We start from the raw sequence: 21614 nt of genomic DNA, 5'->3' as shown, positions 1-21614 counted from the left end.
CATCCACGCCTAGTGAATCAGATTAACACCGAGCTTTATTTTTGGAAATAAAAAACGTGCGAAAACACGGAGTTTTCGCACGTTTCGGACGAATAGCAATTAAGCGGATTTGCTATTCACGACCTTTAAATCTATTTTTGTCGCAGTCTCTTGCTGATCATGTGGCTGACGCTCGGCACGGTATTCCGGCTCTGCTTCACCTTTAATCACGGCTTCATTGATGACGACAGTGCCGACATCGCTACGGCTTGGCAAGTCATACATGGTTTCCAGCAATGAATTTTCTAGGATCGAACGTAGACCACGTGCACCTGTATTACGCTCAACTGCTTTCTTAGCCACTGCACGTAATGCCGATTCTTCAAAAACCAGATCCACATCTTCCATATCAAACAGATGTTGATACTGACGGGTTAACGCATTCTTCGGCTCAGTCAGAATCTGCATCAATGCTTCTTCATCCAACTCGTCCAAAGTGGCAATTACTGGCAAACGACCAATAAATTCTGGAATCAAACCAAATTTTACCAGGTCAGTTGCTTCAACTTGACGGAACAAGTCAGACAGCTTCTTGGTTTCATCTTTTTTACGCACTTCTGCAGTAAAGCCGATGCCACCTTTTTCCTGACGTTGCTGTACAATTTTCTCAAGTCCTGAGAATGCACCACCACAGATAAACAGGATGTTCGAGGTATCAATCTGAATAAATTCTTGCTGCGGATGCTTACGTCCACCTTGTGGCGGAATTGATGCAACCGTACCTTCAATCATTTTCAATAATGCTTGCTGAACACCTTCACCCGATACATCACGCGTGATGGATGGGTTTTCAGACTTGCGGGTAATCTTGTCGATCTCGTCGATATAGATAATGCCCTTTTGCGCTTTTTCGACATCGTAATCGGCTTTTTGCAGTAGCTTCTGTACGATGTTTTCTACATCTTCACCCACATAACCGGCTTCGGTCAGTGTCGTTGCATCTGCCATGGCAAATGGAACATCAAGAAGACGTGCCAGCGTTTGTGCAAGCAAGGTTTTGCCCGATCCTGTCGGACCAACCAACATAATATTACTTTTTGAAAGCTCGACTGAATCATCAGCTTTCTTGCCATTATTTTGCACTTTCAAGCGCTTGTAATGGTTATAAACCGCAACTGACAAGGTTTTTTTCGCGACGTCCTGACCAATCACATATTGATCCAAGGCCGCACGAATTTCATGCGGTTTCGGCAAAGGACGATTGGCCCAGTCATTGGTTTCCACCTGCTGACTGGTTTGAACCAAATCTAAGCATACGTCCACACATTCGTTACAAATGTATGCGTCCTCGCCTGCAATCAGCTTCCCGACTTCAGACTGCGTTTTACCGCAAAATGAACAATGCTTTTGTCCTTGAGGATGTTCGGACATATTTACTCCATTATCTCAATCTTTAAAACTTATGGACGTTTAGTTAAAACTTCGTCCACAAGACCGTATTCTTTCGCTTGCTGAGCAGTCATAAAGTTGTCACGGTCTGTATCACGTGCAACTTTCTCGTAATCCTGACCGCTGTGTTCAGCCATTAAACGGTTTAAACGTTCTTTAATAAACAGGATTTCACGTGCATGAATTTCAATATCTGAAGCCTGACCACGGAAACCACCCAATGGCTGGTGAATCATGACACGGGCATTTTCAAGGCAATAACGCTTGCCTTTGGTACCGGCATTCAGCAGGAACGCACCCATTGATGCTGCCTGACCCATGCAGTACGTTACGACATCAGGTTTGATAAACTGCATGGTGTCATAAATCGCCATACCCGCAGTTACCGAACCGCCTGGTGAATTGATATATAGATGAATATCTTTATCTGGATTTTCCGCCTCTAAAAACAACATTTGCGCAACGATCAGGTTCGCCATGTTGTCTTCAACTTCGCCCGTCATAAAAATTACACGTTCACGCAAAAGGCGTGAATAAATATCAAAAGAACGCTCACCACGAGAGGATTGTTCTACCACCATTGGCACTAAAGCGTTTTCAATCGTTGGAACATACATACGTTTATTTATTCCTAAATTTTTTGTGACCTAACCCATAATCACAATATGAGGGATAATCACTGAAATTGCAAAAAATTCGCCAACAAATCCATTATATTTTTTGCATTAGTTTTGTGAAAAACAGAAATGCTTTTTTCAGGCATAAATATGAAAAAAAGGCGCATTAAGCGCCTTTTTTATCGAAAGCTAAATTAGCCTTGTTGACGAGCTTGCTGCTCTTTCAATAAGTCTTCATAGCTTACAGTCGCATCAGTTACTTTAGCAGAAGCCAAAATGTAATCAACAACTTGGTCTTCTAGTACAACTGCTTCGATTTGGGCACGTTGTTGCGCATCATTTTTGAAGTATTCAATTACTTCGTTTGGATCTTCATAAGAAGAAGCCATGTCTTCGATGTACGCTTCAACGCGTGCAGCATCTACTTCAATTTTCGCATCAGCTAAAACACGACTTACAAGTACGCCAAGTTTTACAGATTTTTCAGCTTGTTCTTTGAACAATTCGTCTGGAAGCATGCTTGAATCAAATGCTTTCGCACCTTGAGCACCAAACTGCTGTGTGAACTGCTGGATCATTTGTTGACGTTGACGGTCAATTTCTTGAGCAAGCATAGCAGCTGGAAGTTCAACTTCGTTTGCAGCTACAAGTGCATCGAAAGTCGCGCCTTTAACCTGGTTGCGAAGGCCATTCTTCACTTCACGTTCCATGTTTTTACGAACGTCAGCTTTTAACTTCTCAACGCCTTCTTCTTCAGATACACCGAAGATTTTCAGGAATTCAGCATCGATTTCTGGAAGTTTTTGCTTTTCAACAAGCTTCACAGTGATTTTGAATTGAGCTTGTTTACCAGCAAGGTTTTCAGCTTGGTAGTCTTCAGGGAAAGTTACATCAATCACTTTCTCTTCGCCTTTCTTCATACCAACGATACCGTCTTCGAAGCCAGGGATCATACGACCAGAACCAAGTACTAGTTTGAAGTCTTCTGCAGAACCGCCTTCAAATTTTTCGCCGTCGATTGAACCTTCAAAATCAAAAGTTACTTGCATGTCTTTTTTAGCCATGCCTTTTGTTTCAGCCCAAGCAGCACGTTGTTTTTGAAGATTTTCAATCATCTTCTCAACGTCTTTGTCATTTACTTCAGCTGCTTTACGCTCAACTTCCAAACCGTCGAATTTCACTTCGATTTCTGGATAAACTTCAACAGTCGCTGTATATACCAGCGCGTCGTCTTTCATTTCAGTTTTTTCGATGTTTGGCATGCCCACAGCATTGATTTTTTCTTGCTGGATCGCTTCGAAAACTGTGTCACGAATAATATCGTTTACTACTTCTTGGTAGATACCCGCGCCGTATTCACGACGAACTACGTTTACAGGCACTTTACCTGGACGGAAGCCGTTGATCTTCGCAGTTTTAGCAGTGCGCTTTAAACGAGCTTCAAATTGCTCATTAATACGGCTCGTCGGTACAGAAACATTTAAACGACGGGCAACGCCCGAAACCGCTTCAGAAGTTACTTGCATGGCTTCCTCTATATATTAGGTTATAACAGGTTTATAAAAATGTGCCACATTATATGACAACATTTAAGGATATACAAAAAATACGCGCGAGTTCCAGTTTTTAAGCCCTTTTTTCACTTGAATTGCCACCTTTCCAGATACCTACTCAACCCAATTTAAATAGAGAAAATGTATATTTTTATTGCAAATGATAAATACTATCATTAATATCCAGTTTCTTATTTGAGCAACAATACTAATTTATTCTTCGGTTCGGGAATCTGGTCATGCATAGTTTTAGTCTTCGTCCACTTACATTGGCAATTCTTGGGGTTACAGCAACATCTACTTTTGCAGAGACTGTGAACGAGACAGCGACTCCTACAACAACACATCAAATGTCTACGATTGTGGTTTCAGCGGCGGGTTTTGAACAAGATATTAAAAATGCGCCTGCTTCAATTAGTGTAGTAACCGCAGAAGAATTAAAGAAAAAAGGTATTACCAGTATTGCAGATGCGCTCAGTGAAGTACCAGGTGTCGACGTACGAAATGGCCAAGGCAAAACTGGTGGTTTAAATATCCAAATGCGTGGTCTGAATCAATCTTACACTCTTATTTTGATCGATGGTCAGCGTCAGAATACTTCTGGTTCAATTGGTCCAAATGGTTTTGGTGAATTTAGTACAAGCTTTATGCCACCATTAGCTTCTATTGAACGTATTGAAGTCATTCGTGGTCCTATGTCTACCCTTTATGGTTCTGATGCCATGGGCGGTATCATTAATATTATTACCAAGAAAGTTGCATCAGAATGGAATGGTAACGTTTCTGTTGAACAGAATATTCAAGAAAATTCTGATATTGGTAATAACTGGAAAACCAGTGCAGTTGTTAATGGTCCAGTGATTCAAGATAAACTTGGTATACAAGTACGTGGCGAGTTTTTCCACCGCGATCAATCAGATCGACTTGTTACCCCCGCAAAAACTATTGATGAAGGTAGCCAAGGTCGTGACCCACGTACAGTAGAAGCAAATAATTATGCTGTGGGTACAAAACTTACGCTAAATGTAAATGATAATGTCTCTACTTGGGTAGACTTTGATCATGCTAAACAACGTTTTGATAATAGTGATGCCCGTTTAGGTGAACTTTACGAATTCAACCGTACGACAGGTTTACCATCAGGAATTGGTTCATATAAAGACGAGATCAAATTCTTAAGAGATCGTATTTCTGCAGGTGTAGATGCTGAGCTTAGCTTAGGTCAATGGAAAACATTTGCAAACTATGTTTCTTCTGAACAAGAAGGCCGTCGTCTTCCAAAAGGAAATGTACCTGAATACAATTATTATTCAGATGGTACACAAGATCGTATTTTAGAAAATAAAGACCTAACCGTTGATTCTCGTATTATTTCAACACTTGGCAACCATAAACTTACAGCTGGTGTTGAATATAAAGATGGTGAAACCATCGATAACTCAGCAGGTAATGGAGTTGCTTTTAAACAAGATTCTTGGTCTGTGTTCGCTGAGGATGAATGGAATCTAACGGATTCTCTTGCATTCACTTTCGGTGGTCGCTACGAAGACCATAGTGCTTTTGGTGGTCACTTTACACCTCGCGCATATTTAGTTTGGAACACCAATGATCAGTTGATTTTAAAAGGTGGTATAAGTACTGGCTATAAAGTTCCAACAGCGAATGACCTTCATAATGGAATCAATGGTTTTAGCTCACAAGGCCGAAACGTGAATTTGGGCAACCCAGATCTTAAGCCTGAAGAAACCACAAACTATGAACTTGGTTTCGTTTACGACAACTTGTCTAATTTCTCTTTAGCTACCACTGCGTTCTTTACTCAGTTTAAAGATATTATCATCAGTGATGCACGCGTCGTTGAAAACTGTTTATGGGCAGGTCGCCCAACAGGACAAGCACCTGCAAACAACTGCATGACTGTAGGCAGTTTTGATAATCAGCAAAACTTTAGCTTTAAAGGCAATGCAGGCGAAGCTGAAAGCTACGGTGTGGAACTTAGTGCTAAATATGAAATTTCTCCAAGCTTTGATGTAAAAGCAAACTATACTTGGTTAGAGTCTGAAATTACCGAAGGTGAAAATAAAGGTAATCCTATTGAAAATACACCTCGTCACGCTTTGAACTTCACAGGAACTTGGTATGTGAATGATAAGTTCACTACCTGGTTAGAAGCTGAATATAAATCTGACCGTGTACGTTTCATAGATCCTGATTTAAGCGATGTCAATGTAAGTCGTGAAATTGATGCTGTCGGCAATAAGTTAAAAGCCTATGAGCTATTTAATTTAGGTGCATCTTATAAAGTCAACAATCAAGTTACTGTTTCAGGTCGTGTGAATAACTTATTGAACAAAGACTTTGGCGACTATAAGTCATTTATTAATAGTGATAACGAAGTTGAAAATGCTTTCCTATATACTAAAACGACGAGTGGTTTAGCGGGTACTTATATTCCAGACCGTAACTACTGGCTATCTGTTTCATATGACTTCTAATATTTAAGTGAAAGTTATTTAAAACCCTGCCCTGGCAGGGTTTTTTATTATCGCTAGATTAGTACTCCACGAAAAATCCCTAATTTATGTCCCTTTATAGACATCATTATTCTCAATAAAAATTTAATAATCAGATTAATTTTTCAATATTTATTAAAATCAAAAACTTAAGTAGATATTGTTATATCATTACATTTAAAAACTCATTTAATATTTTCTTAAAGATCATGAATTCCCATGATAAAAAGATAAAAATAAAAACAAGAATCATTATTATTCGCATACATTTTTAGCATTCATTTATTAGGTTTAACATGACCTTCATTAAAACACGTAAAAAAATCGTTTCCTCTGCAATTGTTTCATCTTTATCAATGGTAGCTGCATCTGCGATGGCAGAAGAACAGGTGATCCAGTTAGAGACTATTCATCAAGAAGTCAAAGCTGAACAAACACCCAGCTTAAAAGTAGATCAATCTGCGAATAGCAAATTTGTTGCGCCTTTACTCGACACCCCCAAGTCAGTTTCAGTGATTTCAAAACAGCTGATTGCCGATACACAAGTGACGACTTTAGCTGATGCACTGCGTACAGTTCCGGGGATTACCTTGGGTGCAGGTGAAGGTGGTAATCCGAATGGTGACCGTCCATTTATTCGTGGTTATAACTCTGAAAGTTCGATGTATGTAGACGGCGTTCGTAATGCCACCTCACAAAACCGTGAAATGTTTGCGGTAGAACAAGTTGAAGTGACCAAAGGTTCTGCTTCTGCCATGGGCGGTGCAGGCACCACTGGCGGTAGCATTAACATGATTTCTAAAGTCGCTAAAGCAGGCGATTTTCTAGAAGGTTCGGTCGCTGGCGGCACAGATAATTATCAACGTATTACTTTAGATGGTAACAAAGACTTTGGTAATGGTATTGCGGCACGTGTGGCAGTCATGGGGCATCAAAATGAAAAAGCCGGCCAGAAAGACGGTGCAGAATATAAACGTGCCGGTATTGCACCGAGTATTAGCTTTGGTCTGGACACCCCTACCCGTGGGACTCTAAGTTATTACTACTTAAAAACCGATGACACACCAGATTCAGGTATTCCCTATAATAACCCATTTGGTGCTCCAAGAACTGCAACAGCAACAGACTATCGTCCATTAAATGGCAACGGCAAGCCAATTGACGTTAAACAAGGTCAATACTATGGCTGGAAAGATCGTGATTTCCAGAAACAGGAAAATCAGATTGGAACAATTAAATTAGAACATGATTTAACTGATAACTTAACAATTAGTAATACTGCTGTGTATGGCAACTCTAAAAATGATTACCTTTGGACCAATCCAGATGATTCTCAGGGTAACTTTTACAACAAAGCAGGTTTTACAAGTGAATTAACAGGAAATGTCTGGGCGCGTGCCAACTCACGTGTGGCAAATACTGATGCTTTTACCGACCAACTTGCTTTAACCGGTAAATTTAATACCGGTATGCTTAAACATAGTTTTAATCTGGGTGCCGAATATTCAGACCAAGAAACTGACCGTACCCAATACATTATCGATGGTGTTAACGCTACAGGTAATGTACACAATGCCTGTAACGCTGGTGATATTACTTCAGGCTGGTGTACTTCGGTACAAAACCCAAACCGTGGGCCATGGACAGGTACATTAAGTACCAATGGTGCTGACCAGTACAATATTCAAAGCAAATCAAAGTCTGTTTATTTCCTGGATAGTATTGAATTCACCCCTCAATGGCTCTTAGATTTAGGCATACGTTGGGATAATTACTCAACTGAGCAAACCATGACTTATGGTGCACGAAATAATGCAGTTACTGGTGCAAACAATACACCGATTACAGCAAGTGCTGGCGATCAAGTGACAATTAAAAATGATAAAGATTTCATCAACTATCAAGCCGGTCTTACTTTTAAACCGGTTGAAAATGGCAGCATCTATGCAAGTTATGCGACTTCGTCTAATCCAGTCGGTGTAGATGGTGGCGATGGTTCTGAAGGGATTACTGCTGCAATAAATAATCTTAAACCTGAAGAAGTCCGGACCATGGAGTTAGGAACTAAATGGGATGTCTTGAATGATAAGCTCAACCTGACTGCAGCTATTTTCCGCACGGAAAAAACCAATACTCGTGCGACCGGAGATGATGGCACCACAAGTAATATTGGTGAAACTCGTGTCGATGGTATTGAGCTAGGCGTAAACGGTAATATCACGGATAAATGGGCAGTTTCTGCTGGTTATACTTATTTAGACAGTGAGTTAGTTGATGGTGGTTATGAAAATATTGGCACTACAGCAGCTCCAATCTACATTTCCAATAGAAGTAATGGTAATCAGGTTCAAAACGTCGCGAAAAACAGTGCAACCCTTTGGACTACTTATGCAGTAACTCCTGCTTTAACCCTAGGTGCTGGTGCCGTCGCAATGGACAAAGTCTATGGCAATGCTACTAATACCAAGTTTGTACCAGGCTATGTTCGCTATGATGCCATGGCACGGTATAACGTGAATGAAAACGTTGATTTACAATTAAACGTCAACAACCTGTCTGATGAACGTTACTTCACAAAAGCCTATTCATCTCACTATGCGACCGAAGCAGAAGGCCGTAGCGCAGTGCTGGCAGTCAACTTTAAATATTAATTCAATGCAACCGCATAGCCTCCTGATGGGGGCTATGTTATTTTTAAAAGACGATTATTCAGGGGTTTCCAGTGCTGCATCATATTCCAAATGTACTGAGCAAAGAACAGGTGCAATATTTCCGTGAGGAGATGAATAAGATTGAGTGGGTCAACGGCAAGGTTACCGCGGGTACACTCTCTGCAACGGTGAAACAGAATCAGCAATTACCTGAAGATCATTCCCTGACCCAGCATTTAAGCACAATCATTCTTGAGTCTCTGGGACAGCATGCTTTATTTTTATCAGCGGCGATTCCACTGGATATTATTCCTCCCCTGTTTAACCGCTATGAAAATAATGAATCTTTCGGCTTTCATGTCGACAATTCGATTCGTCGTATTCGCGGCAGCAATGAACGCCTTAGAACGGATTTATCCTGTACGGTTTTCTTGAGTGAACCTGAAGAGTATATCGGTGGTGAACTGGTGGTCGAAGACACTTACGGTTATCACGAAGTAAAATTACCTGCCGGCGATATGATTTTGTATCCATCCACCAGCCTGCATGAAGTCACGCCCATCACTGCCGGTTGTCGAATTGCTTCATTTTTTTGGGTACAAAGCATGATCCGTGATGATGCAGAGCGGCATATGCTGTTTAATCTGGATCAGAGTATTCAAAACTTGAGAATGCAGCTGGGTGATCAGCATGCAGAAGTTATGAAACTGACCAACCTGTATCATAATTTAATGCGTAAATGGGCTGAACTTTAAAAGAGGCTCTGTCTTCAATGATCTTTAAGAACAACTGGATCTATTGTTTATCAAAATATACTGCGTTGTGGCACAATTGAACGTAATAAATAACGCATTATGTCCAAATCAAGAAAATATAAAATACGATATTTAAAATAAGTGAAAATATTTTTCAATACTTAAACTTTATAAGAAAATCTTTATTACCATACGACTAAAATCCATAAAAATAGCAAAAACTTTTCGGGATAAGTGGATTAAACTTTAAATTATAAGTAAGGCATTTAGTGCATTTGGTAGAGCTAAACCACCAATATTTAGACCATATTTCAGGTTTGAACCAGACTGTCACTAAAACCCAATGAATAGACAAAATCTATGCCGCTGACCCACGCACCGCTTTAACCAAGATTACGGTACCCAAGTTAGCATAAGGAGCTCTCTCATGATGTTGGCTGATCCAAGTAAAAAATACCGTCGCATGTATCAACGTGTGGACTTACCAGACCGTCAATGGCCGAACAATGAAATCAACAAAGCGCCAATCTGGATGAGTACTGACCTGCGTGACGGTAACCAAGCGATCTTTGAGCCAATGAACATGGAGCAGAAATTCAAGATGTTCCAGATGTTGGTGAAAATCGGTTTCAAACATATTGAAATCGGCTTCCCGTCAGCATCGCAAATTGACTTCGATTTCACCCGTAAATTGATTGAAGAAGGTCATATTCCGGATGACGTTTATATCGAGGTCTTGGTTCAGGCACGTGATCATTTGATTCAACGTACCTTTGAATCTTTACAAGGTGCGAAACGTGCCATTGTACATATCTATAATTCTAACTCGCCGACATTCCGCAACAAAGTCTTGAATGTTGATGTTGAAGGTGCAAAACAGTTAGCGATCAATGCTGCACAGAAAGTAAAAGAATATGCCGCAAAACAGCCGGAAACTGAATTCGTATTTCAGTACAGTCCGGAATGTTTTACTGCAACCGAATTAGAAGTCGCGAAAGATGTCTGTGATGCTGTGACTGAAATCTGGGAAGCATCACCGACCAATAAAGTGATCTTAAACTTGCCTGCAACGGTAGAAGTTTCAGGTCCACACATCTATGCCGATCAAATCGAATGGATGCACCGCAACATCCAGCGTCGTGATGGCGTGATCATTTCTGTGCATTGTCACAATGACCGTGGTTGTGGCATTGCCGCTTCAGAATTGGCGATTATGGCCGGTGCTGACCGTGTTGAAGGCTGTGTCTTCGGAAATGGTGAACGTACCGGTAACGTCGACGTGGCTGCGATTGCCTTGAACATGTATACCCAGGGTGTAGCACCGAATTTAGATTTCTCCAACATCAATGAAATCATTGCGACTGTGGAAGAATGTACCGGTTTACCTGTGCACCCGCGTCATCCTTATGCCGGTGATTTGGTGTTTACTGCATTCTCGGGTTCGCATCAGGATGCCATTAAAAAAGGTTTCGAGTTCCAGAAGAACGAAGAAATCTGGGATATGCCGTACTTACCAATCGACCCGAAAGATTTGGGCCGTGACTATGACGCAGTAATTCGTGTCAATTCACAATCAGGTAAAGGTGGTATTGCCTACTTGTTAGAATCGAACTACAACGTGATCTTGCCGCGTCGTTTACAGATTGAATTCTCTCAGATCGTACAAAAACGTACCGATGAGCAAGGCACTGAAATCAGTGCGACTGAAATCTGGAAGTTGTTCAAGGAAACTTATGTGGATGCTAAAAACGTTCACTATTCTGCGAAAAACTATAAATTGTCGGATGACAATGGCAATCAGGTGATTGAGCTTGATCTTGAAATTGATGGCCAGTCACGTCGTGTTCGCGGTGAAGGCAATGGTCCAATTTCTGCGATTTTGGATGCACTTCATTTGCCGATTGACGTGGTGAACTATGAAGAGCGCAGCATCAGTTCAGGTGCTCATGCCAAAGCCTTGGCCTTGATCGAACTTCAAGTGAAAGGTACTGGTAAATCTGCCTTTGGTGCCGGGGTACATGACAACATCGTGACCTCTTCTATCGAAGCAATTATTGCCTCGACCAACCGTCTGATTGATCAGGGTGTTTTAAGCACTGATCAGGTGATTGCTGCTGCGGTCTAAACGGCGGTATTAGAATTTGCGATAATTCATAGCACTAAAATGACTTTAGAAGGATACCGGCAAATGGTATCCTTTTATTATTCATACTAAAGATTTAAGGTGAATCCTCCCCGTGTCTTTTCCAGCTGACTCAGTGGGCATTATTGTCCCACAAAAGTTCCAATTTGAAGAGCCGTTAGAGCTTGAATGCGGTCGCATCCTCCCACGTTTTGAACTGATGGTTGAAACTTATGGCGAACTCAATGCCGATAAGTCCAATGCCATTCTGATTTGTCATGCCCTTTCCGGTCATCACCATGCTGCTGGCTATCATCATGAAGATGATAAAAAAGCCGGCTGGTGGGATTCATGTATTGGTCCCGGCAAAGCTATTGATACGTCAAAATTCTTTGTGGTTTCACTGAATAATATTGGTGGCTGTAGCGGCTCTACCGGCCCAACCTCACCCAATCCTGAAAATGATAATCGTCCGTATGGTCCTGATTTTCCACTGGTTACAGTTCGCGACTGGGTCAAAACCCAAGCCCTGCTCTCTGATCGTTTAGGAATTGATACCTGGGATGCCATCATTGGCGGTTCACTGGGTGGCATGCAGGCATTGCAATGGTCAGTGGATTATCCAAACCGTTTAAGAAAATGCGTGATTATTGCCAGCGCTCCAAAGCTTTCTGCACAGAATATTGCCTTTAACGAAGTGGCACGTCAGTCGATTTTGTCAGACCCGGATTTCCATAATGGTCGTTATCTGGAAAATGACAGCTATCCAAAACGTGGTCTGATTCTGGCGCGTATGGTCGGTCATATTACTTACCTGTCCGAAGAAGCCATGAAACAGAAATTTGGCCGCGATTTGAAATCAGGCAAATTTATGTATGGTTTCGATGTCGAATTCCAGGTCGAAAGCTATTTACGTTATCAGGGTGAGCAGTTCAGCCGTAACTTCGATGCCAATACCTATCTGATCATGACCAAAGCGCTGGATTACTTTGATCCGTCGCGTGAATATGAACAGTCGCTCAAAAAAGCCATGGCCAATACCCAGTGCAAATTCCTGGTGGTGTCATTCACGACTGACTGGCGTTTTACTCCTGCCCGCTCACAGGAAATCGTGGATGCTTTAATTAGCAACCATAAACCTGTGAGCTATCTGGATATTGATGCCGAACAGGGTCATGACTCTTTCCTGTTCCCTATTCCGCTCTATGTAAAATCTTTGCGTGCATTCCTGGGTGGTGAAGAACACCTGAAAGCAACACCGAAGGAGACCATATAATGCGTATCGATCAACAACTCGCTGAAAAGTGGATTAAGCCCGGTTCTAGCGTACTTGACCTCGGTTGTGGCGATGGTGAACTGCTGGCACAAATGAGTAAAAAGCACGATATTCGTGCATACGGATTAGAAATTGATCAGGAAAAGATTGCAATTGCAGTCAGTCGCGGGTTAAATATCATCCAGCAAGACTTAAACCTTGGTTTAAGCCGTTTTGCCGACCAGTCTTTTGACAATGTGGTCATGGCACAAGCTTTGCAAGCTGTAGATGCACCTGACGTATTGTTACGTGATATGGTGCGTGTAGGGAAACAGGCCATTATTACCTTTCCGAACTTTGCGCACTGGAAGACCCGGTCTTTCTTGGCAATCAAAGGGAGAATGCCGGTTTCTGAAGCCTTGCCGTATATGTGGTATAACACCCCGAATATCCACTTATGTACATTTCGTGATTTTGAAGCACTTTGTGCGGAAAATAACATCAAAATTATTAATCGACTCGCTGTGAACGGGAATCAAGAAGATAGTTTGCTGAGCAAGCATCTCCCTAATCTATTTGGTGAAGTCGCAATTTATCGAGTGAGCGCGCTATGAAAAAATTATTATTAAGTACGACGCTACTGGCGGGACTTTTTGGCATGCAAGCCCATGCAGATTATGTTGCACCGAGTCCTTCTGTTGCCAGTCAAGCGGCTCAGTATTCCATCATGGATATCAACAGTCTGACCAAAGCAGCGAAAGCTGGTCAGGCCGGCGCACAGTTTTATCTGGCCACCAAATACCAGTATGGTAAAGACATTCAAAAAGATGAACGACAGGCCTTTGCCTGGTATAAAGCTGCTGCGGATCAAGGTCTGGCAGTTGCCCAGCTGAATGTCGGCCGTATGCTGGCAGATGGTATTGGCACCAGAAAAGATGAAGCGCTGGCGCGTCAGTATTTTGAAAAAGCGGCCAGCCGTGGCGATAACCGTGCCAGCTTTAATCTGGCAATGATGGAAGAGAAAAAGAAAAACTATATGGGCGCTTACCAGTGGTATGAACTGTCTACCCGTGATGGCATGCTCGACAATAAAGTGATTACGCTGTCGGAAGGCAGAAAAACTGCCTTGGCAGCGAACTTAACCCAAGAGCAGATCCGTCAGGCGCGTGATCGTGCCGACAGATGGATTCAGGCACAATAAAGCTGAATGGTATAAATAGCACCTTCGGGTGCTTTTTTATTGCCTACAAACCCGCAATGGCAGTTAAAATAGTACTCATTCTTTATCTAATAATGAGTTTTTGACATGGCTGCAACTGACTGGTTATCCCAAGGCACACTGGTATTGGCGAGTAATAACAAAGGTAAAATTGCCGAGTTTGAAAAACTGTTTGCCGAGCTGCAACTGCCGGTTGAAGTCGTGGCTCAAGGCAAGTTGAATATCGAAGATGCGATCGAAGATGGTCTAAGCTTTGTCGAAAATGCCATTATTAAGGCTCGTCATGCTGCTAAAATTTCCGGAAAACCTGCTATTGCAGATGATTCAGGCATTTGTGTGCCGATTCTTGGAGGCGTTCCCGGCATTTACTCGGCTCGTTATGCCGGCGAGCATGGCAACGATGCCGCTAATAATGAAAAACTGCTGGCCGATCTCAAACCCTTACGCCAAGAGGGTGAAGCGATTGAAGGCATGTTTGTTTGTGTACTGGCTCTGGTCCAACATGCCGAAGATCCCTTACCGCAAGTCTTTCAGGGTATCTGGCACGGGGAAATTCTGGAAGCTGCACGTGGTGAAAATGGTTTTGGCTATGACCCGTTGTTCTGGTTACCGGAACTAGGGATTTCCAGTGCAGAAATGAGCAAGGAAGAAAAGAATAAAATCAGTCATCGTGGTCAGGCGATGCAGTTGTTTAAAGCGAGTTTGGCAAAGTAAGTTTTTGATCTCCTCCCTTTAGTAAAAGGGAGGTTGGGAGGGATTTAAACATTAGTGAATCCCCCTAAATCCCCCTTTTACAAAGGGGGACCTTACAACTCTTTCTAGCCTTCTCTCCAAGAAAGGAAACTTTATAGCGTAGGCATCAACGCATGCACCACTGCCCCATATAAAGCAATCAAGATCGCACTGGCCAAAGTTCCCGAGGCAATATATTTGGCGGAATGGCCCGTTCCCTGATAATGGGTTTCCAGTGCCACAATATTGGCTGCAGGCGGCAATAAAAAGAACATCAGCATTACCGCATAAGTCAGCGTCTGCTGTGGAATCGGCAAATAAAAATAAGCTGCGCCACACAGTAAAACAGCAAATAGCCCACGACAAAAAATAAGTTGCAGACTGCGCATTAAATCGAAGCGGCTGATCCGCACATTGCTTAGCCACATCCCCAGTACACACATACCACTAAAAGTCACCAGCACTTTATTGGCTTGATACAGTATCTCGACCCAAGCCACTTGTTGCCAGTGATTCAAATCCCAAAATGACAATAAAGCTGCCATCGACAAAGCGACCACCGGAGGTGAGAACAACACATTTTTTAAAATATAGCTGCTATCTTGTCTGGCTTCACTGACTGCCATCACCGCACAGACATTGCCAAACAAAGAACCACCGATGTACAGCGCCACCACAGTACTGGTCGCTTGCGGGCCAAAAACTGCCAGTGCAAAAGGAATTCCCAGCCATGCCCCATTTAAATAGCTCAGGCATAAGGCACGCAGTTTATTTTTCAGGGTGAAATAAAATAGGGCAAAGAACACACAGGAACAGAAAAAGCTAAAGGCAATTAACCACAAACTGCCCTCTTGGTAAAATACCATATTGTAGATAATGAGTACCGGAATCAGGATCCGTGCCAGTAAAGCAGCCAAAAAAGGTCGAATCGGTTTTAAAAATTGCACCCCCCAATAACCAATTAGAAAAGACAGGAGGGGAAGAATCAAGGCCATGACAATACTGCTGAGATTTCCATATCAGGCTGTATGCTAACACAGCATACTTTTCATTGAATTATGAAATTTTTTATATGAGTGATTCATTCCCCTGTTGCCGTGTCGGCAAACTGTCATCAAAGCGTCACCGCGCTGTCATACAAGCCTGCTGAGATAGGTGCATGAAATATAGAGGATAAAATAATGGCAGGATTATCAATTTGGCATGTGCTGATTTTCGCAATTGTGGTGATTTTATTGTTCGGTACATCGAAACTTAAAAATTTGGGTAAAGACGTCGGCGGCGCGATTAAAGACTTTAAAAAATCAGTAAAGGATGAAGAGGCTGAACAGGCCAAGCTTGCAGAGCCACGCACCATTGATGCCCAGGTCAAAACGCCTGAACATTCGGTTAAAAGTTAAGAGTTCGCTATGCTCAATATTGGAATGACCGAGCTGCTGATTTTCGGGATTATTGCGCTTTTGGTTCTTGGGCCAGATAAGCTTCCGGAAGCAGTCCGTTTTGTCGGAACATGGTACGGTAAGATCAAGCGTATGGTGAGCAATGTTCAGAATGATCTTGATCGTGAATTGCGCCTGTCCGAGCTACGTGAACAGATGCAGGCTGAAATGCAACGGATTCAGGAACTGGAAGCCAAGATGCAGGCACAAATGACAGATTTGCAGCAACCGATGGCAACCGATGAAGTAAAAATAAAATCGCAAGCTGTTCAGCCCTTGCTCAGCTATCAGCCGGTGATACAGCCTGTATCCCCCGTGTATTTACCTCAGCCCGCAAAAACTCAAGCAGTGATTCTGGAACAACGCTATACAGAAATGAAGGTGGCCGTATGACCTCTTTACCGACCACACCAGCCTCAAATGATGCTGCAGCGCTGAACCTTGAACAGATGCCGATTACCCAGCATTTGATCATCTTAAGAAAGCATTTGTTTAAAGTCGTTGCTGTCCTGATTGGCCTGTTTTTCTGTTTGCTGCCCTTTGCCAATCAGACTTATCAATGGTTGTCTGAACCATTGCGTGCACAGCTACCTGCCAGCTCGACCATGATTGCTACGGATGTCACTGCAACCTTCATGGCACCCTTTAAGCTGAACTTCTTTGTCGCGCTGATGATCGCGATGCCGTTTATCCTATATCAGCTTTGGACCTTTATTAAGCCTGCACTATATGCCAAAGAAAAGAGCCTGGCCTTGCCGCTTCTGATCGGTAGTATCGTGCTGTTTTATACTGGCATCAGCTTTGCCTACTTTGTGGCATTACCCTCGATTCTGCATTTTTTTATCAGTGTTTCGCCTGAAACCGTAGCCCCGATGACCGACATCAACAGTTATCTCAGCTTCTGTTTAAAGCTGTTTCTGGTCTTTGGTTTTACCTTTGAAATTCCTATTATTACCTTGGTTCTGATCTTGATTGGTGCAGTTTCGACACAGACTCTGATCGAGAAACGGCGCTTTATTATTGTGGGTTGCTTCTTTGTAGCAATGTTTGTGACGCCCCCGGATGCCCTGTCGATGATCATGCTGGCTGTCCCGATGTGGCTGCTGTTTGAACTGGGTTTACTGGCAGGGAAACTGATTGAAAAACGTCGGTTAAAGACTGAATAACAATAACCCTCCAAAACAAAAAAAATATCAACTTACTCAGGCAGCTCTGGCTGTCTTTTTGTTTTTAATTTTAAATAAAATACTGATTTATTTAATTTTATTGAAACAATTCTTTCACTTCCCTGTCATTTTTAGCCGTTAATTTACTCATAACCATTTAAAACAACCAAGCACATACTGCTAGGAACAAAATATGACTGATCAAATTGCTTTTAATGATGATTATGACAGCAACACTTCGGGGAACCCAGAATTTCACCAACTGTTTAACCAACAGATGAGTCGTCGCGATTTAATTAAAAAGACGGCTGGTGGTGCAGTAGCATTAACCTTAGCAGCCTCACTTACGGGCTGTAGCGATAATGATGAAGAATCAACTCCGCCAAGCACACCTGCAACACCGAATGAACCAGATTTAACTGCAACACCTAAATCATTAACCTTCAAACCAGTGGATAAAAACACTTTAGAGCAATTTACTGTGGCTGAAGGCTATGATTTTAAAGTCCTACATGCGGTAGGTGATCCTTTACACCCAAGCCTACCTGTATGGGATGAAAACAATATTCCTAGTGGTGTATCCTACGAACGCCGTGTCGGTGACAACCATGATGGTATGACCTTTTTTGGTTTAAATACCAGCAAGCAAAATTTTGATGCGACTGTATCGGACACTGGCTTATTGGTGATGAATCACGAATATTTACAACGTGATGACTTACACCCTCGTGGTAACATATTTGATCAAGATGATATCACTGAAGATGAAGTGATCCGTGAAGTGAACTCTCATGGTGTTTCTATTGTTGCAATCAACAAAAATCCTGAGACACAAGAAATCACGGTCGATTTAAACTCGCCATTTAACCGCCGTATTACAGCAGCAACTGAAATGGAATACCGTGGCCCTGTACGTGGTAATACGTTGGTACAAACAGCATTTAGCCCAGATGGTACCAAAACACGTGGCACCATCAACAACTGTGGTAACGGCTATACCCCTTGGGGCACTTATCTCACCACTGAAGAAAACTTCAACCAATATCTCGCACGTCAAAAAGACACCGAAGGCGGGGATGTACGCGATGCCAATACCGAACATGCGTTAAAACGCTATAAAGTCAATAATGGCGCACGTGGTTATAACTGGCAAAGCATTAGAAATCCACAAATCTTTACGCCAGATTATTTCAGCCGTTGGAACACAGTCATCAGCGCTGCATCGGAACAAGAGGATTATCGCAACTCGATTAATACTTTCGGTTGGATTGTTGAAATAGATCCGTTTGATAATCGTAGTATGCCAGTAAAACGTACCGCTTTAGGTCGCTTTGCTCATGAAGACTGCCGTGCTAGCCGTGCCATTGCAGGTAAACCACTTGCATTCTATATGGGTGATGATTCACAAGGCGAATACATCTATAAATTTGTCTCAGATACTCCGTGGAATCCTACTGATGTCAACGGTGGCTATGCGGCTGGCGACAAATACATGAATAACGGTAAGCTTTATGTTGCGCAATTTGATTTCAATGAAGCAACGGGTGAAGCTAAAGGCCAATGGTTAGAACTCTCTTTGTCTAATCCAAAGATTGCCAACTATGCAGAATACAAATTTGCAGACCGAGCAGATATTTTGGTCAATGCACGTATCGCAGCCGATGCAGCGGGCGCAACTAAAATGGACCGCCCTGAATGGGTTGCGGTAAATCCACATAATGGCGAAGTGTATGTCACATTAACCAATAACTCACAACGCGGTTCAGCACATGTAATTGATGCAGCTAATCCACGCCAATATTCAGATGATGATGATGCAACGAACCGCCTACGTGGCAATATTAATGGTCACGTGATTCGCTTCCGTGAAACAGGCGACGATGTTACTGCAACATCATTTACATGGGATATTTTCCTATTTGGTGCCGAAGCAGATTCAATCCCAGGTGTAAACCTTTCTGGCTTGACGGATGCAAATGACTTCTCTAGCCCAGATGGTATGTGGTTTGATGACCGTGGCGTATTATGGTTACAAACTGACGATGGTGCATATACGGATACAACCAACTGCATGATGCTGGCAGCACTTCCTGGTTCAGTGAGCGATGGTTCTGTACAAACCGCAACAGCGGGCACAGGCACACAAAAAACACCTATGGGTGCGAAGCTCGATGACTCGAAGCTACGCCGTTTCTTGGTTGGTCCTGCTGGCTGTGAAATTACAGGGGTCACTATGACACCTGACTACAAAGCCATTTTTGTAAACGTACAACATCCAGGTGGCACTTGGCCTGCAAACCAAGCTGAACATTTAATCAGTACTGGTCGTGCGTATTCACGTCCACGCTCAGCAACAGTCGTGATTACCCGTAAAGATGGCGGTGTCATTGCAGGTGAGTCGTTAGAAACCCCTAAAGCTTAAACCCTGAAGTGACCTAAAAAATGCCGACATCTGTCGGCATTTTTTATATCCGGTGATTATTTTAGGCTAATTATTTTCTCAATAGTTTGACCTGCGGTTGTACCTTGTTGTGACTTCTCAATCCAGTGCCATTGTCCCTGCTGCATTCTCAAAAAATTGGAGCATCGGGTGCCATAGGCCGGACTCTGGATAAAAGTCGAAGACAGCAGCTGTTCCATTTCAACCGAGATGCCGGTGTCTGGCAGAAGTTCAGGAATCACCTTGCGTTCGTCTTCCAGAATATCCCAGACTGCATGACACAAATCTGCTTCTGCGATCTCCAGTTGTTGCAGCATCGGTAAAAATTCCTGGGTAAAGCGTTTACGTAAATGTCGGGTCTTGTACCAGTCTTCGCTCATCAGGCCATTCGAAACCACATAGACGCCATGGGCCAGTACTTGTGGTGCTTCACCGCGATTGCTCATATACACCGCCTGATCTTGATCGCCGATAAACAGGTTAAAGCCGGCATAGTCACACTGGCGTTGTTCCAGATCTTGAGCAAAACGAATCGGCGTTAAGTCAGAATCTAAAAAGTTCTGGATGATATGTCCACGTGAAGTCGGATAATGCCCTTTGTCCTGCCCATCACGAAAATTGGTAATCACCGCCCAGCGACTGGAAGCCGTAATCCCCATCCAGGTGCCGCCCGACTGTAGATCCTGTCCGGCAATTATCGGACTATTCTCCCATTCATGCAGCTCCTGCGTAGGACGCTGATAGAACTCATCCCGATTTGAAATCAGACATAATGAGCTCTGATCCAGAACCCGCCAAGCCAATGCCACGATACACATAATTTACGCTCTCGATCTTTACACATTGAATGTACAACATTTTTCTTTGCTTTAAGCTAAAATCTGTGCAAAACAGAATCATAAGGAACAGGAATGCTCACCTATCCCAATATTGATCCCGTCGCGATTTCGCTCGGGCCCTTACAAGTCCACTGGTATGGACTGATGTACTTACTGGCATTTTTATTTGCCTGGGGATTGGCGACGTTTCGCGCCAAACAACGTGGCTGGACACCGGATATGGTGTCTGACCTGATTTTCTTCGGTGCACTCGGTGTGATCATCGGTGGCCGTGTCGGTTATGTCTTCTTCTACGGTTTTTCCCAGTTCCTGGCCGATCCTTTATGGCTGTTCCAGATCTGGACCGGCGGTATGAGTTTCCATGGCGGTTTCCTCGGGGTCATTCTGGCCATGTTGTGGTGGTGCAAGAAATATAAGATGACCTGGTTCCAGACTCTGGATTTTATCGCACCTTGCGTACCGACAGGGTTGATGTTTGGCAGGATTGGTAACTTTATTGGCGGCGAACTGTATGGCCGTCAGGTGACCGACCCAAACTTTGCCTGGGGCATGATTTTCCCGACCGACCCGCTGCAACTGGTACGTCACCCATCACAACTGTATCAGGCACTGTGTGAAGGCCTGATCCTGTTTATTGTACTGTGGTGGTTCAGCTCGAAGCCGCGTCCACGTATGGCTGTTTCGGCCCTGTTCCTGATCGGTTATGGTCTGGCACGTTTTGTGGTTGAATTCTTCCGTGAGCCGGATAATGGCCAGCTGTTTATTGGCTGGATGAGCAAGGGCCAGTTCCTGAGCCTGCCAATGATCCTGATTGGCTTGTGGATGATGTGGTATGCCTACCAGAAGAAAATATATGACTGGGGTCCAAACAAAAATAGCTGAGAA

At 43.0% G+C, this 21614-nt stretch carries 18 protein-coding genes; 13 read left to right on the top strand and 5 right to left on the bottom strand.

The genetic code is table 11. From position 1 onward, the window contains the following. Positions 1–99 precede the first annotated feature (99 nt). The 3 genes from clpX to tig all read right to left on the bottom strand — a co-directional run bounded on the left by clpX (position 100) and on the right by tig (position 3571). Positions 100–1410, bottom strand: a complete 1311-nt coding sequence (gene clpX, locus Q9R24_RS07120; RefSeq protein ID WP_004278407.1) for an ATP-dependent protease ATP-binding subunit ClpX — start codon at positions 1408–1410, stop codon at positions 100–102. Positions 1411–1439: 29 nt separating this feature from the next. Then, positions 1440–2045: an ATP-dependent Clp endopeptidase proteolytic subunit ClpP gene (gene clpP / locus Q9R24_RS07115; RefSeq protein WP_004647427.1), complete on the bottom strand. Its 606-nt coding sequence runs from the start codon at positions 2043–2045 to the stop codon at positions 1440–1442. Positions 2046–2239: 194 nt separating this feature from the next. Further along, positions 2240–3571, bottom strand: a complete 1332-nt coding sequence (gene tig, locus Q9R24_RS07110; protein ID WP_004647426.1) for a trigger factor — start codon at positions 3569–3571, stop codon at positions 2240–2242. 266 nt (positions 3572–3837) lie between these two features. Here tig and Q9R24_RS07105 point away from each other — a divergent pair, with 266 nt between their 5' ends. The 8 genes from Q9R24_RS07105 (at position 3838) to rdgB (ending at position 14827) form a co-directional block, all read left to right on the top strand. After that, positions 3838–6093 (top strand): TonB-dependent receptor domain-containing protein, encoded by a 2256-nt coding sequence (locus Q9R24_RS07105; protein WP_311204472.1) that lies wholly within the window; start codon positions 3838–3840, stop codon positions 6091–6093. Between the two features lie 314 nt (positions 6094–6407). After that, complete coding sequence (locus Q9R24_RS07100; protein ID WP_311204471.1) at positions 6408–8762, top strand: TonB-dependent siderophore receptor; 2355 nt, start codon at positions 6408–6410, stop codon at positions 8760–8762. Positions 8763–8833: 71 nt separating this feature from the next. Then, on the top strand, positions 8834–9517 hold the full coding sequence (locus Q9R24_RS07095; protein ID WP_222111913.1) for a Fe2+-dependent dioxygenase: 684 nt from the start codon (positions 8834–8836) through the stop codon (positions 9515–9517). Between the two features lie 427 nt (positions 9518–9944). Then, positions 9945–11642 carry a 2-isopropylmalate synthase gene (leuA, locus tag Q9R24_RS07090; protein WP_044111891.1) on the top strand — a complete coding sequence of 566 codons (1698 nt, stop codon included), beginning with the start codon at positions 9945–9947 and terminating at the stop codon, positions 11640–11642. A 112-nt stretch (positions 11643–11754) separates the two neighbouring features. Continuing rightward, entirely contained in the window at positions 11755–12915 is a 1161-nt protein-coding gene (locus Q9R24_RS07085) for a homoserine O-acetyltransferase (RefSeq protein WP_195725171.1), read from the top strand. Next, on the top strand, positions 12915–13508 hold the full coding sequence (metW, locus tag Q9R24_RS07080) for a methionine biosynthesis protein MetW (protein WP_004278415.1): 594 nt from the start codon (positions 12915–12917) through the stop codon (positions 13506–13508). The genes Q9R24_RS07085 and metW overlap by 1 nt, the downstream gene beginning before the upstream one ends. Further along, positions 13505–14095, top strand: a complete 591-nt coding sequence (locus Q9R24_RS07075; protein WP_004647420.1) for a tetratricopeptide repeat protein — start codon at positions 13505–13507, stop codon at positions 14093–14095. The genes metW and Q9R24_RS07075 overlap by 4 nt, the downstream gene beginning before the upstream one ends. A 105-nt stretch (positions 14096–14200) precedes the next feature. Beyond that, positions 14201–14827, top strand: coding sequence for an RdgB/HAM1 family non-canonical purine NTP pyrophosphatase (gene rdgB / locus Q9R24_RS07070; protein WP_311204470.1), 627 nt, complete (start codon positions 14201–14203; stop codon positions 14825–14827). Between the two features lie 131 nt (positions 14828–14958). Here the strand turns inward: rdgB and Q9R24_RS07065 are convergent, their stop codons facing one another. Continuing rightward, the gene (locus Q9R24_RS07065) at positions 14959–15840 is read right to left on the bottom strand and encodes a permease (protein ID WP_311204469.1); all 882 of its coding nucleotides are present in this window, start codon (positions 15838–15840) and stop codon (positions 14959–14961) included. Between the two features lie 186 nt (positions 15841–16026). Here Q9R24_RS07065 and tatA point away from each other — a divergent pair, with 186 nt between their 5' ends. The 4 genes from tatA to Q9R24_RS07045 all read left to right on the top strand — a co-directional run bounded on the left by tatA (position 16027) and on the right by Q9R24_RS07045 (position 19872). Beyond that, on the top strand, positions 16027–16245 hold the full coding sequence (tatA, locus tag Q9R24_RS07060) for a Sec-independent protein translocase subunit TatA (protein WP_004729524.1): 219 nt from the start codon (positions 16027–16029) through the stop codon (positions 16243–16245). Positions 16246–16254: 9 nt separating this feature from the next. After that, a complete protein-coding gene (tatB, locus tag Q9R24_RS07055) occupies positions 16255–16677 on the top strand; it encodes a Sec-independent protein translocase protein TatB (RefSeq protein WP_311204468.1) in 423 nt (140 codons plus the stop codon). After that, complete coding sequence (gene tatC, locus Q9R24_RS07050) at positions 16674–17450, top strand: twin-arginine translocase subunit TatC (RefSeq protein WP_004729521.1); 777 nt, start codon at positions 16674–16676, stop codon at positions 17448–17450. Before tatB ends, tatC begins: the two co-directional genes overlap by 4 nt. A gap of 193 nt (positions 17451–17643) precedes the next feature. Then, positions 17644–19872, top strand: a complete 2229-nt coding sequence (locus Q9R24_RS07045; protein ID WP_311204467.1) for a PhoX family phosphatase — start codon at positions 17644–17646, stop codon at positions 19870–19872. A 56-nt stretch (positions 19873–19928) separates the two neighbouring features. Here Q9R24_RS07045 and Q9R24_RS07040 read toward each other — a convergent pair whose 3' ends face one another. Beyond that, positions 19929–20708: an NRDE family protein gene (locus Q9R24_RS07040; protein WP_311204466.1), complete on the bottom strand. Its 780-nt coding sequence runs from the start codon at positions 20706–20708 to the stop codon at positions 19929–19931. A 93-nt stretch (positions 20709–20801) separates the two neighbouring features. Here Q9R24_RS07040 and lgt point away from each other — a divergent pair, with 93 nt between their 5' ends. Further along, the gene (gene lgt, locus Q9R24_RS07035) at positions 20802–21611 is read left to right on the top strand and encodes a prolipoprotein diacylglyceryl transferase (RefSeq protein ID WP_004278424.1); all 810 of its coding nucleotides are present in this window, start codon (positions 20802–20804) and stop codon (positions 21609–21611) included. The last annotated feature ends 3 nt before the right edge of the window (positions 21612–21614 follow it).

The organism is Acinetobacter sp. RRD8, assembly GCF_031844225.1.
In the GTDB taxonomy this organism is placed as follows: Bacteria; Pseudomonadota; Gammaproteobacteria; order Pseudomonadales; family Moraxellaceae; genus Acinetobacter.
Note: the sequence above shows the minus strand (reverse complement) of the source record. Positions and strands in the feature narration are given on the sequence as shown.